At 63.6% G+C, this 15,354-nt stretch carries 15 protein-coding genes; 1 reads left to right on the plus strand and 14 read right to left on the minus strand.

Annotated elements, in window-relative coordinates; translation table 11 throughout:
* Nucleotides 1-3: 3 nt before the first annotated feature.
* The 13 genes from GGQ90_RS20745 to GGQ90_RS20805 form a co-directional block, all read right to left on the minus strand.
* On the minus strand, nucleotides 4-219 hold the full coding sequence (locus tag GGQ90_RS20745; RefSeq protein ID WP_188083783.1) for a DUF2274 domain-containing protein: 216 nt from the start codon (nucleotides 217-219) through the stop codon (nucleotides 4-6).
* Nucleotide 220: 1 nt separating this feature from the next.
* Nucleotides 221-1,450 (minus strand): TraB/TrbI/VirB10 family type IV secretion system protein, encoded by a 1,230-nt coding sequence (locus GGQ90_RS20750; protein ID WP_188083784.1) that lies wholly within the window; start codon nucleotides 1,448-1,450, stop codon nucleotides 221-223.
* A complete protein-coding gene (trbG, locus tag GGQ90_RS20755; RefSeq protein ID WP_188083785.1) occupies nucleotides 1,447-2,304 on the minus strand; it encodes a P-type conjugative transfer protein TrbG in 858 nt (285 codons plus the stop codon). Before trbG ends, GGQ90_RS20750 begins: the two co-directional genes overlap by 4 nt.
* Nucleotides 2,301-3,101 carry a conjugal transfer protein TrbF gene (trbF, locus tag GGQ90_RS20760; protein ID WP_188083786.1) on the minus strand — a complete coding sequence of 267 codons (801 nt, stop codon included), beginning with the start codon at nucleotides 3,099-3,101 and terminating at the stop codon, nucleotides 2,301-2,303. The genes trbG and trbF overlap by 4 nt, the downstream gene beginning before the upstream one ends.
* 19 nt (nucleotides 3,102-3,120) lie before the next feature.
* The gene (trbL, locus tag GGQ90_RS20765; RefSeq protein ID WP_188083787.1) at nucleotides 3,121-4,422 is read right to left on the minus strand and encodes a P-type conjugative transfer protein TrbL; all 1,302 of its coding nucleotides are present in this window, start codon (nucleotides 4,420-4,422) and stop codon (nucleotides 3,121-3,123) included.
* 111 nt (nucleotides 4,423-4,533) lie between these two features.
* Nucleotides 4,534-5,277 carry a P-type conjugative transfer protein TrbJ gene (gene trbJ, locus GGQ90_RS20770; RefSeq protein ID WP_188083788.1) on the minus strand — a complete coding sequence of 248 codons (744 nt, stop codon included), beginning with the start codon at nucleotides 5,275-5,277 and terminating at the stop codon, nucleotides 4,534-4,536.
* A gap of 6 nt (nucleotides 5,278-5,283) precedes the next feature.
* Complete coding sequence (gene trbE / locus GGQ90_RS20775) at nucleotides 5,284-7,722, minus strand: conjugal transfer protein TrbE (RefSeq protein WP_188083789.1); 2,439 nt, start codon at nucleotides 7,720-7,722, stop codon at nucleotides 5,284-5,286.
* Entirely contained in the window at nucleotides 7,716-7,991 is a 276-nt protein-coding gene (locus GGQ90_RS20780; protein WP_188083790.1) for a VirB3 family type IV secretion system protein, read from the minus strand. The genes trbE and GGQ90_RS20780 overlap by 7 nt, the downstream gene beginning before the upstream one ends.
* A complete protein-coding gene (locus GGQ90_RS20785) occupies nucleotides 7,988-8,323 on the minus strand; it encodes a TrbC/VirB2 family type IV secretion system protein (protein ID WP_062731517.1) in 336 nt (111 codons plus the stop codon). Before GGQ90_RS20785 ends, GGQ90_RS20780 begins: the two co-directional genes overlap by 4 nt.
* Before the next feature lies 1 nt (nucleotide 8,324).
* Nucleotides 8,325-9,341 (minus strand): P-type conjugative transfer ATPase TrbB, encoded by a 1,017-nt coding sequence (gene trbB, locus GGQ90_RS20790; RefSeq protein ID WP_188083805.1) that lies wholly within the window; start codon nucleotides 9,339-9,341, stop codon nucleotides 8,325-8,327.
* Nucleotides 9,341-9,745 (minus strand): CopG family transcriptional regulator, encoded by a 405-nt coding sequence (locus GGQ90_RS20795; protein WP_093019482.1) that lies wholly within the window; start codon nucleotides 9,743-9,745, stop codon nucleotides 9,341-9,343. The genes trbB and GGQ90_RS20795 overlap by 1 nt, the downstream gene beginning before the upstream one ends.
* Nucleotides 9,746-9,752: 7 nt before the next feature.
* Nucleotides 9,753-11,777, minus strand: a complete 2,025-nt coding sequence (locus GGQ90_RS20800) for a conjugal transfer protein TraG (protein ID WP_188083791.1) — start codon at nucleotides 11,775-11,777, stop codon at nucleotides 9,753-9,755.
* A 161-nt stretch (nucleotides 11,778-11,938) separates the two neighbouring features.
* Nucleotides 11,939-12,844, minus strand: a complete 906-nt coding sequence (locus tag GGQ90_RS20805; RefSeq protein ID WP_188083792.1) for a HEPN domain-containing protein — start codon at nucleotides 12,842-12,844, stop codon at nucleotides 11,939-11,941.
* Nucleotides 12,845-13,021: 177 nt separating this feature from the next.
* Here GGQ90_RS20805 and GGQ90_RS20810 point away from each other — a divergent pair, with 177 nt between their 5' ends.
* Nucleotides 13,022-13,867, plus strand: coding sequence for an IS5 family transposase (locus tag GGQ90_RS20810; RefSeq protein ID WP_037472807.1), 846 nt, complete (start codon nucleotides 13,022-13,024; stop codon nucleotides 13,865-13,867).
* A 643-nt stretch (nucleotides 13,868-14,510) separates the two neighbouring features.
* Here GGQ90_RS20810 and GGQ90_RS20815 read toward each other — a convergent pair.
* On the minus strand, nucleotides 14,511-15,167 hold the full coding sequence (locus tag GGQ90_RS20815) for a hypothetical protein (protein ID WP_188083793.1): 657 nt from the start codon (nucleotides 15,165-15,167) through the stop codon (nucleotides 14,511-14,513).
* Between the last annotated feature and the right edge of the window lie 187 nt (nucleotides 15,168-15,354).

The raw sequence follows: 15,354 nt of genomic DNA on the forward strand, positions 1-15,354 counted from the left end.
AGATCACCGCTTCGTCCTGTTTCGTGCAAAGCTCCTGTCACTTTCAAGGAAGGCAGCGAGCATGGCAGGAATCAACTCGGCAACCGGCTCGTCACGACCATAGGTCGCTGCGTAGAGCGCAGCATAGTCGATCAAGGCCTGATGGAGGTCCGGCATGACAGCAATGCTGAGCTTGACCGGATTACGGTCGGGAAGCTGGGGCAATTTGAGGTCGGTCATTTCAGCGCTCCTTCTGTCGCCAGGGTGCGAGAATGAGATCTTTGTGCACAACCAGCCGAACGGCCGCGCCGGGGCGGACCGTGATGGTCGGTTGGATTTGCAGATTGCGGGATGTAATCTGGTCTCCGGCGCGGGACACATTTTGCTGGGTCGATTCCCTGATCGCCTGGACTAGATCGCTCTCTCCCGAGAAAGTGACGTTCGCCCCCACGCCAAGTAATGTCGAAATCGCGACGCCCCTGAGCAGCGTCCAAGTGTGGAAGTCGACTTTATCGGCAAGTCCGGCATAGCCTGAAGGGTCTGTTGCGGGCTCGTTGTCGAGCCGGATAGAACTGCCGTCCGGCAGGATGATCCGCTGCCACACCACCAACGCGCGCTTCTGCCCAAAAGCGACCACGCTGTCGTAACTGCCGATCAGCCGCGCGCCCTGCGGAATGAGAAGAATGCTGCCCGTGGCGCTGTCGAAGACCCGCTCCGTCACCTGGGCGGTGACGAGGCCGGGCAGGTCGGACCTGAGCCCGGTGATCAGGCTCGCCGCGATGACGCTGCCAGCGGACAGCATGTCCGGCGACGCCGGTGGGCTCAGCCGATGCTCGTTGACATCGCCGCCAGTGGCGCGCGCCGCAACAAAGTCGGACTTGCGCTGCTGGGCATTGGGATCGCGATCAGGATCGATGGCGATGCGCGACGCATCGCTCGCTACGGCCGGGGGAGATGACGGCGTCGCATCGGCATTGCGGGTCGGATCGGTGCGGTTGCCGGATTGCACCAGCAATCCCGACTCGCGTGCCGCCCTCAATTCCGTAGCCCGTCGATCGCGTTCGGTCGCGGCGGCCTGGTCGGCGCGACCGGCTTCGCCGCTCGCCGACTCCATGCCCATCGCACGCTGATGATTGAGGATGGGGCGGCCGAGATCGCCCGGCAGGGGCGGTCCGAGTTTGGGCACGTCGCCATAGCTGCCCGGCAAGCGGCTCAATGTATCGGTCGGCGCTTTCGCCACGACCGTCTGGTCGTCAGCCTGTCCAGTAAGGTGCAATGCGGACGGCCGCAGCGCGACCCAGGCTGTCGCGATCAGGCTGACCGAACCAAGCGCCGCGATCGCCACCACGGCTCCCCGCTTGAAGCGGATCGCCCGCGCAGGCTGGGCGCGAAGCGCCAGCGTTTCCGGGTCCACCTTGCCCGGTGTGGCGGGGGTTTCGGATACCGGTGGGGCTGCCACCTCGACGGTCATGATCCCCTCCGCTTGGGCGCGCCGTCCGCCACCCGGCTGATGCGGACGATCTGCTGGTGCTTCGTGCCGAGGCGAAGCTCGGCGACGTCGAAGATGCGATCGACGACATAGAAGCGGCCCTTCACGCGATAGTTGACGAGTTGGGCCTCGCCTTTCCCGTCAACCAGGAAAATCGGCGGTGCCTCGCCGACGGCCAGTGACGCCGGGAATTCGATGAAGGTCTGCCGCCCGTCGTCGAAAGCACGAAACGGCCGCCAGGCCGGTCGATCTCCCGTTACGGCATAGTTGAAATGAAGCTGCTCGACCTCGATCCCGGCCGCCACCGGAGCCGTCGCCTCGGCCGCCGCGGCGGCGCGCTTCAGTGCGATCAATGCTTCCTGGGGATAAGTCCAGGAAAGTGCGGCCATCGCCGTCGTCATCCCGCTGGTCAGTGCGATGTGATAGCTGCGCCGGTCGGTGGTGATGACCAGGTTGGTGGACAGGCCGGCACTGAATGGCTTCACCAGTATATGGGTCCGCTTCTCCGTGCCCGACCCGCTGGTTGTATCACCGATCACCCAGCGCACCGTGTCTCCGCTTGCCACGGCGACCAACGTCTCGCCCGGTTGCAGCGCGATGTCGGTCACCCTCTCCGGTGCAGTGATGACACGGTAGATGGCGCCGTCGGTGAAAGGATAGACTTGGACGGCGTTGATGAACCCCTGCGCGGTCGGCTCGATCGTCGCCGCGCGGTTGGCGATGGCGACCGGCGCGACTTCGCGCGACGCGTTGCGGATCGGCGGACTCGCCCCTGCGCTGCCGGCGAGAAGGATCAGGCAAGGCGCCAGCAGCGTGGTTGTTAGAGTTCGGGTCATGGCTGGGTCTCCGTATTGACGGTCGGTTGAGCGGCCAGGTTCGGGTCGAGCGGCGAGCCGAGTGGCACGTTGCTGGGCGGCGGCGCAGTACGCGCGGGAACAGTCGACTCAGCAGGCTCGAGTTCGCGGCTCCAGTCGATTGCGTCGATGTAGATGCCGAGCGGGTTCTTGCGGAGCGTGTCGGCCGATACCGGCGGCCTGGTCAGGATCGTCAGGATGCCGGTCCAGTGCGAGGAACCCGCCTCATTCCCACGCTCATAGGCCGTCTCGGTCCATTTCACCTGGAACGAGCGATCCGATGCCCGCACGACACTGGTCACCTGGACTGACACTGTGCGCTCGCCAATCTTGGCGAACGGGTCTGCAGATCGGGCATAGTCGCCGAGGAACTGGCCTGCTCGCGTCGTGGTGAAGTCATAGGCCGAGAGCCAGTCGCGGCGCATCAGCACTGGATCGAGCGAGACCCCACGCACATTCTCGATGAACTTCGCCAGATGCCACGCGATCTGGGGATCGGTGGGGCGATAGCCCGCTTCGGCCTCGGTCACCGCCCTAGCCTCGCCCAGGCGATCGACCTCGACGACATAGGGCGTGACCCGGCTCTGCAGCGACTGCCAGATGAGCGCACCTGACATGGCGGTCGACAGCGACAGCGTGCCGAACGCCATCAACCGCCAGTTGCGGGCCTGGACGCGGGCGGACCCGATACGGTCATCCCAGACTTGGCCGGCGCGTTGATAGGGCGTCTCGGGTTCAGGCGTCTGCGCGTAGCGCTGGACGGCGCGCTTAAAGAACATGGGGTATGAAGATCATGGCTCAATCTTCCCTTTCCTTGATGTCTGGAGTGGCGGATGCGCCGCCACGATCGCCTCCCTTCAATGTCTGGAGCGCGACGTGGCGGTGATGACGGGAGTCTTGTTGTCGGCGCAGTGACTGTGCCCAGGACGGCGGGCCGTTGGCGGGTGCGTCCGCAGCCTGCCCGCTCGATCCAGCTCCACCGTTGAGTGCAGACCATGCGGCATCACGACCGCGCTCGGCGGCCTGACCCAAGCCCAGCGCCGCCGATGTTTTCTGGCGGACAGCGCCCGCCGCCGCCTGCGCCATGCCGCCGATGCCGGCACCGACGCTCGTAGATCCGGCTGCGGTCTGGCCAAGCTGGTAGGAAGCCGTAGCGGCCGACCCCATCGTCGTGCCGGCCCGGATTGCACCGAGTGCTGCGCCACCAGCGGCGCGAGCCGCCCCCATGGCGCCGCCGCCCAGCGCAACGATACCGGCTGCGCCGACCGTCGTGCCGACCGCTGCACCCGCGCCGAGCTGCGGGGCACCGGCGACAAGGCCCGAGGCGATGCCGGGACCGAAGATACCGAGGCCGAACAGCGTGAGCGACGCCAGCACGAGGCTCATGGCCTGGCCGATGTCGGGTTCCTGGCCCTGCAGGGCAGCGGTGAACTCACTGAAGAAATTCGAGCCGATGCCGACGATGACGGCGAGCACCATTACCTTGATGCCGGAACTGACGACATTGCCGAGGACGCGCTCTGCGAGAAAGCTGGTCCGGTTCCAGAGCGCGAAGGGCACCAGCACGAAGCCGGCGAGCGTGGTCAGCTTGAACTCGACGATGCACACGAACATCTGCACGGCGAGGATGAAAAAGGCGATGATCACGATCACCCACGCGAACAACAGCACGATGATGGTCAGGAAATTGTCGAAGAAGCTGGTGAAACCCATCAGTTTCGACACCTGTTCGAGCAGCGGCCATGCCGCCGAGAAGCCGGTGCCGGCGAGGCGGCCGGGTTTCAGGAGATCGTCCGCCGAGAGCGTGCCGCCGCCAGCGGTCAGGCCGGCCGCCGCAAAGGAGTTGAAGATGATGTCGGCCAGGGTCGAGAAGCGGTTCAGGATGAAGGCGAACGCGCCGACATAGAGGATTTTGCGCAGGAAACGCCCGATCACGTCCTGTTCGCCGCCCATCGCCCAGAATAGCCCGGCAAGCGTGATGTCGATGCCGATCAGGGTCGTGGTCAGGAAGGCGACGTCGCCGCCCAGCAGCCCAAACCCGCTGTCGATGTAGCGGATGAAGGTCTGCAGGAATCGATCGATGACGTTCAGGTCGTTCATAGGGAAATCCTGGGAATGAAGCCGCGGGGTCCGATCTGGGGAGCGGGACCGAACCCCGCGGCGGCAGCGGCGAAGAGGCGAATTCGCCGCTGCCTGCGCGCCGGCTCGGGCCTATTGAGGGGTGTAGGCCGAGCCGGAACCGAGAAACTTGGTGGTCATGGCGCGGGCGTCGATCTCGGCCTGCGCGCGGCGCGCCTGCTCGACCGCCTGCGCCCGATATTGCGCCGCCATCAGGTTCTGGATTTGGAACTGTTGCTTGGCGGTCAGTGCGAGCAGCTGGTTGGTCGCCTGTTGCGCTTGCAAAGCGCCCTCGGCGCCCTGGCTCCGCGATACGATGCCATTGAGGGTCTGGGCGTCAGCCTGGACGTTCTCGACGACCTGCGCCTGCACGCCCATCGTCTGTCTGTAGGCTGCCATCTCGGTGTCGAGCCGGGTCCGCGCGGCTACAACCTGGCCGTTCATGGTCATCGCCTGGTTGAAGCTCTGCGGAAATAATGCACGGAACTCCTGGTCGAGACCGGCGACGCGGAACTGGATGCCTTGCGCCTGTCCCATCAACTGGTCGATCTGCTGAAGCGTCTGGGTGATCGCCTGGATCTCGGGGAAGCCAATCGTGGTAAGATTCTTCGCTTGGTTGACCAAGCTCTGCGCCTGGTTCTGAAGCGAGCGGATCTGGTTGTTGACCTGCTGGAGGGTTCGGGCGGCGGTAAGCAGATTCTGGCTGTAATTGCTCGGATCGAACACGGTGAGCTGCGCATGAGCGGGCGCAATCGGCACGATGAGCGCGCCAAGCGAACCGATGGTGCCAGCCCCGAGCGCGGTCGCGACCAGATATTTGCGGGTTGGGATACGCATGATATTTTACTCCTTGGCTTGGGGGGCGGGAAAATCGGCGAGGAGGCCGGCGGCCCAATCGAGACCGGCTCCTTCAAGGAAGCGGGCCGCGAAATCCTCGGGGCCGTGCTCGGCCAGCAGAACGTCGATCCGCGCCTGGGTCACAGGATCGGATGCGCCGCACAGGGCGAGCGCAATCGGGCCGAGGCCGAGTTCGAACAGGCGGTTGCCCCGTGCGGATTGCAGATAATAATGCCGCTTGGGCGTGGCGCGGCTGACCAGCTCGATCTGCCGGTCGTTGAGGCCGAACCGCTCATAGGCGGCGCGGGACTGCGGTTCGATCGCCCGGTCGTTGGGTAGCAATATGCGCTGCGGGCAGCTTTCGATGATGGCGGGCGCGATGCTGCTGTCGGCGATGTCGGCGAGACTCTGGGTCGCGAACAGCACCGCGACATTCTTCTTGCGCAGCGTCTTCAGCCATTCGCGGATGCGCGCGGCGAAGAGCGGATGGTCGAGGAAGATCCAGGCCTCGTCGAGCACCAGCAGCGTTGGCCGGCCGTCGAAACGCTCATCGAGCCGGTGGAACAGGTAGGTCAGCACCGGGGCGACCACGCCGGCCTGTCCCATCAAGGATTCTGTCTCGAAGCACTGGACGTCGGCGAGTGCGAGATGCTGTTCCGCCGCGTCGAGAAGTCGGCCATAGGGGCCGTCGAGCGTATAGGCGGTGAGCGCAGTGCGCAGCGCATTGGATTGGAGCAGCATGGCGAACCCGGTCAGCGTGCGCTCCTCCGGGGGTGCCGATGCGAGACTGCCCAAGGCCGACCAGACGGCGTCCTTCACCTCGGGGGTGACCATGACCTTCTCGTGGGCCAGCAGCGCCGCGATCCATTCCGCCGCCCAACTGCGTTCGCTGGCATCGTCGATCCGGCGCAGCGGCTGGAACACCAGGGTTTCGCCGCTGTCCGCGCCAAGACCGAGAGAATGATGCGCACCGCCCATGGCCAGCACCGCTGCGCGCGCTGAATAGCCCTTGTCGAATATATAGAGCTGCGAGCCGGGATAGCGCCGGAATTGGAGTGCGATGAGCGCCAGCAACACCGACTTGCCCGCGCCGGTTGGGCCGACGACGAGCATGTGGCCGACATCGCCGACATGGGTCGAGAGGCGGAACGGGGTCGATCCGCTGGTCTGCGCGTGGAGCAGCGGCGGGCCGCCGAGGTGGCGGTTTTCCGTCGGTCCGGCCCAGACCGACGACAGCGGCATGAGATGGGCGAGGTTGAGGGTATGGACCAGCGGCTGGCGCACATTGGCATAGGCCTGGCCGGGCAGCGACGACAGCCACGCTTCGACCGCGTTGACGCCCTCGCGCTTCGCCGTGAAGCCGAGGCCATTGATGATCCGCTCGACCGCGCGGACCTTGTCCTCGGCGCGGGTGCGGTCGACGTCCGACACCGTGATTGTCGTCGTCAGATAGCCGAAGGCGACGTGATCGCCGCCAAGCGCCTGCAGCGCGAGATCGGCATCGACGACCTTGTTGTCGGCGTCGGTGTCGAGGAGCTGGACCGGCTGGTTGTACATCACCTCGCGCAGCAGTGCTGTGATCGACTTACGCTTGTTGAACCATTGCCGGCGGATCTTCGTCAGCGCCTTGGTCGCATCGGTCTTGTCGAGCGCTATGAAACGCGTGACCCAGCGGTAGCCGAAATCCGACAAGTTGAGCGCGTCGAGGATGCCGGGCCGGCTGAGGTTCGGGAATCCCAACACCGTCAGGGTTCGCAGATGGCGGTCTCCAAGCTTGGGCTCCAACCCGCCGACCAGCGGCGTATCGGCGAGCAGCGCATCAAGATAGATCGGTGTCTCCTGCACGGCGACCGGATGGGGGCGGCTGGAAACGGTGCCGTGGAGATAGGTCAGCGTCTCGGCGTCGCTTAAGGGCCGCACCTCGGGCATGAAGCCCGACAGGAGGTCGAACACACGATCGGTCTCGGCGATAAAACCGGCGAGGCTGGCGTGCCAGTCCCGGCCCTTCGCGTCGTCAGGCCGCTCGACCAGCGTCCGTCCCGCCGCATCGCTGCTGTCTGCGGGTGGCAGCCAGACCAGAGTGCTGTGGTAGACACTCTCGAAATGCTGGCCCTCGGCTTCGAACCCGGCGCGCCGCTCCTGCTCGACCAGCCAGGACGCCGCGTCGGGGAAGGCGCCGTCCGGATACCCGAGCGCCTCGCGCCGTTCGGCCTCGAAGAACAGCGCCCAGCCCGATCCTAGGCGCTTCAGAACATTGTTCGCCCGTGCGCAGGCCGAAACCAGTTCTGCTTCGGTCGCGCTTTCGAGATCAGGACCGCGAAAGGCGAAGGACCGCATGAAGCTGCCGTCCTTGTTGAGGATGACGCCAGGTGCGACCAGCGCGGCCCAGGGCAGATGATCGGTAAGCCGGTCGGCACGCGACCGGTATTCCGCGAGATTCAGCATGCCAGATATCCCTTTTGGCGCAGATGGCGGAGCAGCACCGGCACGAAGTCCGGGTCGCGACGGGCCGCGAACACTGCGATGCTGTGGCCAATCGCCCAGATGCCGATCCCGACCAGCCATTGCTGCAGGCCCAACCCGACCGCGGCCGCGATGGTGCCGTTGACGATCGCGATGCCCCGGGGCGCGCCACCAAGCAGGATGGCTTGCCCCAGGCTGGCGTGGATAGGCGCCTCGAATCCAGCAACATGACCGTTGTCGATGTGGCTCATGCGACGAGCGCTCCCCCGCCGAAGCTGAAGAAGGACAGGAAGAAGCTCGACGCCGCGAACGCAATCGACAGGCCGAAGACGATCTGGATGAGCTTGCGGAAGCCGCCGGACGTCTCGCCGAATGCGAGAGCGAGCCCCGTGGAAATGATGATCAGTACCGCGACGATCTTTGCGACTGGTCCTTGGACAGACTCCAGCACCTGCTGGAGTGGTTCTTCCCACGGCATACCCGCGCCGCTGGCATAGACGCGGCTGGTCATGGTAATCGACAGGCCAAGCACCAGCCCGGTGAGGAAGAAGCGGTCGCGGTTGGAAATACGAACGATGGTCATGTCAGTCTCCTTCAAAGTCGTGGTTGGGGTCTGGGAAGAGATCGACGACGGCGTAGCCGCCATCGGGGTCGAGGCCCGCGACGCATGCGATCGCCTCGATCCGCCGCGCGGTGCCGCGGCCGGCGATGAAGACGATTATGTTGATCGCCTCGGCGACCAGGTGGCGCGGCACGATGACCACGGCTTCCTGGATGAGCTGCTCGATCCGGTAGAGCGCGGAAGCGGCGCTATTCGCATGGACGGTCGCGATTCCGCCGGGATGGCCGGTGTTCCAGGCCTTCAGCATGTCCAATGCCTCGCCGCCCCGGACCTCGCCGACAATGATGCGATCAGGTCGAAGGCGCAGCGTCGAGCGCACGAGATCGCCCATGGTGACGGCGGTGTTGTTGTCGGATGAGCTTGGCCGGGTCCTGAGCGCGACCGTGTCGCGCGCCGGCGATTGCAGCTCGCGGGTATCCTCGATCAGGATCACCCGTTCGTCGAGATGCGCCATTTCGGCGAGCAGCGCGTTGGCAAGCGTCGTCTTGCCCGAGCTGGTCCCGCCGGCGACAAGGATGTTGCGGCGATCGACGACGGCTTGACCCAGAAGGCGCGCGGCCTCCGCCGACATGATGCCGTCGGTCACATAGTCCGTCAGCGTGTAGATGCGGGCCGCAGGTTTGCGGATCGAAAAGCACGGGGCGGTCGAAACGGGCGGCAGGATTCCCTCGAACCGCTCCCCGGCGCCGGAGCCCAGTGGCGGCAGTTCGGCCGACACGATGGGCTTCTCGCCATGGACTTCGGATCGGACATGGGATGCCACCAGCCGGATGATCCGCTCGACTTGGGCCGGATCGAGCTTCACGTCGGTATCGACGCGGCCTTCGCCGAGAATGTCGACCCGCAGCGCGCCGTCGGGATTGACCATGATCTCGATCACACGGCTGTCGGAGAGCGCGGCGGCAATCGCCGGTCCCATTGCGGTGCGCAGCATGGCACGGCGGCGTTCCGCGGAGACGCTTGTCGTCTGGGCGGACATCATGATGCGCCTCCGTCGGATTCGACGGGTGCCAGTGTGCGCTTGCCGCCCGCTATCTGGCGACCGACCTGGGAGACGAACGCCTCGAACCGGTCACGCCCGATGGCGCGGGCCGCGGTATCGGCTTCGGGCAATGGTGCCGTCACCATCAACTGGTAGCGGACGAACAGCGACAGGCTTTCGAGCAGCACGTCGATGTCGCGTCGCGCGCCGGCGAGTTCGCGTGTCAGCCGGTCGAGGCGAACCTTCAGGAGGTCGTCGACTTCCTTGGTTCCCCGGCGCGCCAGCCAGTCCTTCAGTGCGTCGTTGACGAGGTGGCTCTTGTTGCCGCGCGGCCCGGCGGCGAGCGCCTCCAGCGCGTCGCTGAGTTCGCGGTCGATATAGAGGTTCTGGCGGATCTTCATCGCAGCCTCAGAAATCCGGTATGAGGTCGCGCTTCGCGCCCTCGTTGATAGCATGGCCCCGGACGATGGCGTTCTGCCCTTGCGCCTGGTCCATGGCGCGCTTGTCGGCGGCAACATCATCGTCGTCGGGCACGATCTGGGGATCGCGCGTGTCGGCGGGGTCGGTTGTTTTAGAGACCTGCTCGGGAAGGCCTGGATGGCGCTGCTGCTGCATGCCGCCATCGTCCTCACCGCCTGTGGCGTCCTCCGACTGGTGCAGGCGGTCGTCGATGCTGCGCACTTGGTTGGACCATTCATCGCCGCGCGACTTTGGGCAGTCGGCATATTGGCCCGACGCCAGCACAGGTGCGGGCGCCACGCGCGCGGCGAAGTTGCGGTCGAGGAAATAGCGTAGCTTGCGTGCCCGGATCGGCGCGAGCCCTGACACGAGCACCAGTTCCTCGTCGGGCGAAAGCTGCATCACCTCGCCCGGCGTCAGGAGCTGGCGGGCGGTTTCCTGGCGGCTGACCATGACGTGGGCGAGCCAAGGTGCGAGGCGATGGCCGGCATAGTTGCGCATCGCACGCTGCTCGGTCGCCGTGCCGAGCGCGTCGGATATGCGCTTGGCGGTCCGCTCGTCATTGGTCGCGAAGGCGACGCGGACATGGCAATTGTCGAGAATGGCATTGTGGTCGCCATAAGCCTTCTCGATCTGATTGAGGCTCTGCGCGATCAGGAAGGCGCGGATGCCGTAGCCGGCCATGAAGGCGAGACTGGTCTCGAAGAAATCGAGACGCCCCAATGCCGGGAACTCGTCGAGCATCATCAGGAGCTGGTGCCGGCGCGCGGATGTTCCGGGCTGGTCGAGCCGCTCGGTCAGGCGGCGGCCGATCTGGTTGAGCACGAGGCGGATCAGCGGCTTGGTGCGGCTGATGTCAGATGGCGGGATGACGAGATAGAGCGACAGGGGGCGCTCGGCCTCGATCAGGTCGGCTATCCGCCAGTCGCAGCGCGACGTGACCTCGGCGACGGTCGGATCGCGATAGAGGCCGAGGAAGGACATCGCGGTCGACAGCACGCCGGAGCGCTCGTTCTCGCTCTTGTTGAGCAGTTCGCGCGCGGCGGAGGCGACGACGGGATGGACTCTGGGGTTCTTGTCATCGCCGAGATGATTGGTGGTCATCATCCGGCGCAGCGTGGCGACGAAGCTGCGCTGTGGGTCGGACAGGAAGGTCGCGACGCGGGCCAGTGTCTTTTCCTCCTCGGCATAGAGCACGTGCAGGATCGCGCCGACGAGCAGCGAATGGCTGGTCTTTTCCCAGTGATTGCGGCGTTCGAGCGCGCCTTCGGGATCGACCAGGATGTCGGCGATGTTCTGGACGTCGCGCACCTCGTCGATGCCGCGCCGGACTTCGAGCAGCGGATTGTAATGCGCCGACGCGGCGTCGGTCGGGTTGAACAGCAGGCAGTGCGAGAAGCGCGCACGCCAGCCAGCGGTCAGCGTCCAGTTCTCGCCCTTGATATCGTGGACGACGGTGGATCCGGTCCAGGACAGCAAGGTCGGAACGACGAGGCCAACGCCTTTGCCCGATCGCGTTGGCGCGAACGCCATGATGTGCTCGGGGCCGTCGTGGCGGAGATAGCGGCCACCGAGCATGCCGAGCATGACGCCCGCGTCGCGATGCAGCCCGGCACGCTCGATCTCGCGGGGGCTTGCCCAGCGGGCCGAACCATAGGTGGTGACATTGCTCGACTGGCGCGCGCGCCACAGCGAACCGAAGATCGCTGCCGCGCAGCCGATAAAGCCGCTGGCGCCGGCGAGCATGCCCGCCTTGTCGAAGACGATCGGGGCATAGGCATCATAGTGATACCACCAGCCGAAGAGCGCCCAGGGATGGTAGATTGGCATAGTGCCGAGCCGGAACCACGGCAGGCCGAGTTCGGGCTGGTAGGCGAGCATCGCCGCCGCCCACTGCGTCGCGGCCCATACCCCTGCGATCACGATTGCGAAGACGACAAGGATCTGGCCGATAAGCAATTTTGTGGGTGTCATGTCGAGGCTCCCGCCCGCCGGACAGGATCGGCTCGGGCGGATTCAGACTCGGTGACGGACGCCAAAAACGGAACGGTGCTGATGGGCGCAGATGGGCTCGCCTGAGTCCGTTCCGGTCAGATGCCGGAACCGGAAGCTATCCGGCAGGCGTCGCCCGCCAGCTAGAGGTCGGCGTCGGTTCGGAGCGTTTCGATGCGTTCGCGCGAAACGGTCTCGACAATATTGCGGAGAGCTCGGACCGACTGCGAAAGCGCCACAAGGTCATCATTGCCGATCTCGTAGCTGGCCGAATAGCGCGCCTCGACATAGGCACGCTTGAGCAATTCGAAGCGGCGGCGATCGATCCGGGCAGCGCGTGGCCACGCCTCGATCAGGCGCGGTTCGCTATCTTCGGCGAGCGACCGCAGGAATTTGATATTGTGGGAGCGCGGAAAATACAGGGTGCGAACAAGCAGGAAGCAGATATAGGCCCGCTCGGTCGCTTGATGGAGCAGGAAAGCCGCATCTTTCAATTCGCCCTCCTGAAGTGCGAATGCTGCCAGTTTGATCCCGCTGTCGACCTTGGCGAGCCAGTCTTGGAAGTAGGTGGAGGCCATCTCATAAGCATCGGCGGCCGTCAGCGGCTGGGGCGTGGCAAGTGCGCTCCCTGGCAATTCGTAGAGAACGATCCCGTCACGGGCGATATCGACCCAGAAATATTCACCGCGGCTCAGCGCCTGGTTCACTTCCTGCAGGGTATGCACGATGATGTTCACCGGCCGCGCGATCGCGGTATCGCGTAGGATCTTGTCCTCGGCGACGTACCAGTAGTCGGCAATGTCGGTAAGGTCGGGATGGCTGACGATGATCAGCAGGTCGTAGTCGGACTGATAGCCATTCTCTGGCTCGTCGACCCAATCGTCACGCGCATAGCTGCCGAACAGGATGATCTTGAGGATACGCCCGTTCTTCTTCCACGGCTGGTTCGCGCGCGCTGTCGCCTCGGCGAACTCGCCCATCAGCAATTGCTTCACGCGGTCCAACTCGCCTTGCTGGACCGAGGGCAGATGATCGATGGCGTCCTTCATGCAAGCGATTCTCGTTAGAAAGCCAGATCTTAGCAACCCTCAATTTCCAGCCATCGTCGCGCGGCTAACCGCCCGCGCACCCAAACGCTTACTGTGAGAGGCTGACCGAAAAAGAAGTTGGGTGATATCAGCGAGATGTGATTCAGTCGGAGTTGCGAAACGACGACGGAGTGACACATGTGGACCGACACCACCCGGCGGCAGTATGCCAGAGCCGAACTGCTTTTGCCAAGTGATCTGACTGACGCGGAATGGGCGATTTTGGAACCGCTGCTCCCACCGCGTTCGAAGCTCGGTCGTCCGCCAGTTTGGGATTACCGGCAGATTGTCGAGGCGATCCTTTATCTGCTTCGGGGCGGACTGCCGTGGCGGATGCTGCCGCCAGGGCTATTTCCGCCCATGACCACTGTACAGCATTATTTCTACCGATGGAGCGCAATGGGTGTGTGGAAATCGATCAACCACGCCCTGCTGCTAATGGCACGTGAAGCGATGGGTCGGGAAGCTTCTCCCAGCGCGGGTGTCATCGATAGCCAAAGTGTGAAAACGACAGAAAGTGGCGGCCCACGGGGCTTTGACGCGGGCAAGAAGATCAAGGGTCGCAAACGGCACATCGTCACAGACACGCAGGGCCTGCTGGTCGGTGCCATCGTTCACACCGCCGATATCCAGGATCGCGACGGTGCGCGTGACGTCCTTGCCAGCATCCGCCAAACCTTCCCGTGGTTGCGTCACGTCTTCGCCGATGGGGGATATGCCGGGGACAAACTGCGCACCGCGCTCACCAAAATCGGCACATGGACCTTGGACATAATTAAGCGCTCCGACGCCGCCAAGGGCTTCAAGCTTCTGCCACGCCGCTGGGTAGTCGAGCGGACAATCGCATGGCTGAACCGCAACCGCCGCCTCGCCAAGGACTTCGAGCGAACCATCGAAAGCGCCACCACCTGGCTTTTCATCGCATCCGTCAACCAAATCACCCGCAGAATCGCACGCGACTGTAATCAAAACGCTTCTTTATGAGTCAGAGGCTGAGACGCCTACGATCGTTAATTAAATGCCCTTACCTTGGCCAAATCTTTATTTAAGTGAACGAGCTTTCACTTAAATAGGCTGAACGGTTAGATCCTCGAAATCCCGGCCTTCACAGTCTTTGGGGCAGCAAAGTCAAAACGGATTGCTTTTTGTTCATCCATGCGGCGGCAACCGGATTGCGCCATGCTATTATGTCATGAATGAGCTGGTACCCATCGGCCACGCTGTGCGCGATATTGGCCCATGACGGACGATTTGGTTCCGTAATCGCCTGATCGACTGGAGGTTATCATAAGCAATCTCGCGGAACTGGCTGATGAGCTGATTTGTTGGCGCACCGGGAAAGCACGTTCGGAAGCGGACGTTCCAAATTCGGTTGTCTTGGCCTCGGGTGAAGATATTTTCCCAGAAGGCGAATTTAAGATGGGCGACGATTTTGCCGGTTATCTGCAATCCAGTCGCACTGCGGATAAGGTCCGACGCCAGATTATAGTTGAATAGTCGCTTTGGGCGTAAAAAGGCCGCGAATGGATAAGAACAGCCCCAACACGCAAGATCGTCGTCATTTTGACCTTCCAAATATTTTGCCTGCGGACCCATGGGCAGCGCGCCGCTCGGCAAGCTTCCGTCGTCATTCGGCTAGATATTCAGACGCTTTCCCGCTTTCGACGTAATCAAAGACGCTGATCTGGACCTCTAACAGTGTCCCATGATCGACCTTACCCCTCACATTGTCTAAGTTGAAACGGAATTTACCGTCATCGGCCGGCACAATTTCAATCATGATGCCTGCGCGTTCGATGAATCTCCCGCCGTTTGGTGCGACGGACCACTTCGGTGAATCGACGAAGGTCTTGCGGCGGGTCAGGTAATTGAGAAACGCCGCATGGCCTTCAGTACCAACCGTACTTTCCGTCAGCTTATCGGCGCATTTCTCGCCGACAATCATCGTGCCCCAGTTTGGATGTGTCACCATATGGGCATAGCGAAGCGGCTGTTCGCATCGCTCGCACTGCCCATTCAGGTCGCCGAGATCGTCGTGGGCGATCAACTCCCAATCTTTTGACGGCATGATAATGCCGTGCTCCTTGGCGTGGCATCCCCGGCACAGCACGTCGCATTCCTCGTAAGGGTATTCCCACGGCATCCGGCCTTTCACATAGATCCGATGGTGGACCTGGAGCACGGCTTCCGGGGAACCACGCAGGCAATGGACGCACTTACCACCGTGCAGTTTGATCTGATCGGCGCAATACGCCTTCCATTCCCGTTGCCGATAGAGCTTCATCGTCCCCCGCCGTCGCACTGGCCGAAGGATGAGCGTATCGTAGTGAGGGATTGTTTGCGACGGCCATTCACGCAACCGCGCCGCGAAACGGCCGGACCATGGCATCCGAATATTGTCGGTGGGGGCAGGGATCTCGCCCGACCGCGATTAGTTGATTACAGCGCCGGAAATTTTGACTAGATTCTCA

Origin of the sequence: Sphingobium scionense (assembly GCF_014197035.1) — a bacterium.
GTDB classification, from domain to species: Bacteria; Pseudomonadota; Alphaproteobacteria; order Sphingomonadales; family Sphingomonadaceae; genus Sphingobium; species Sphingobium scionense.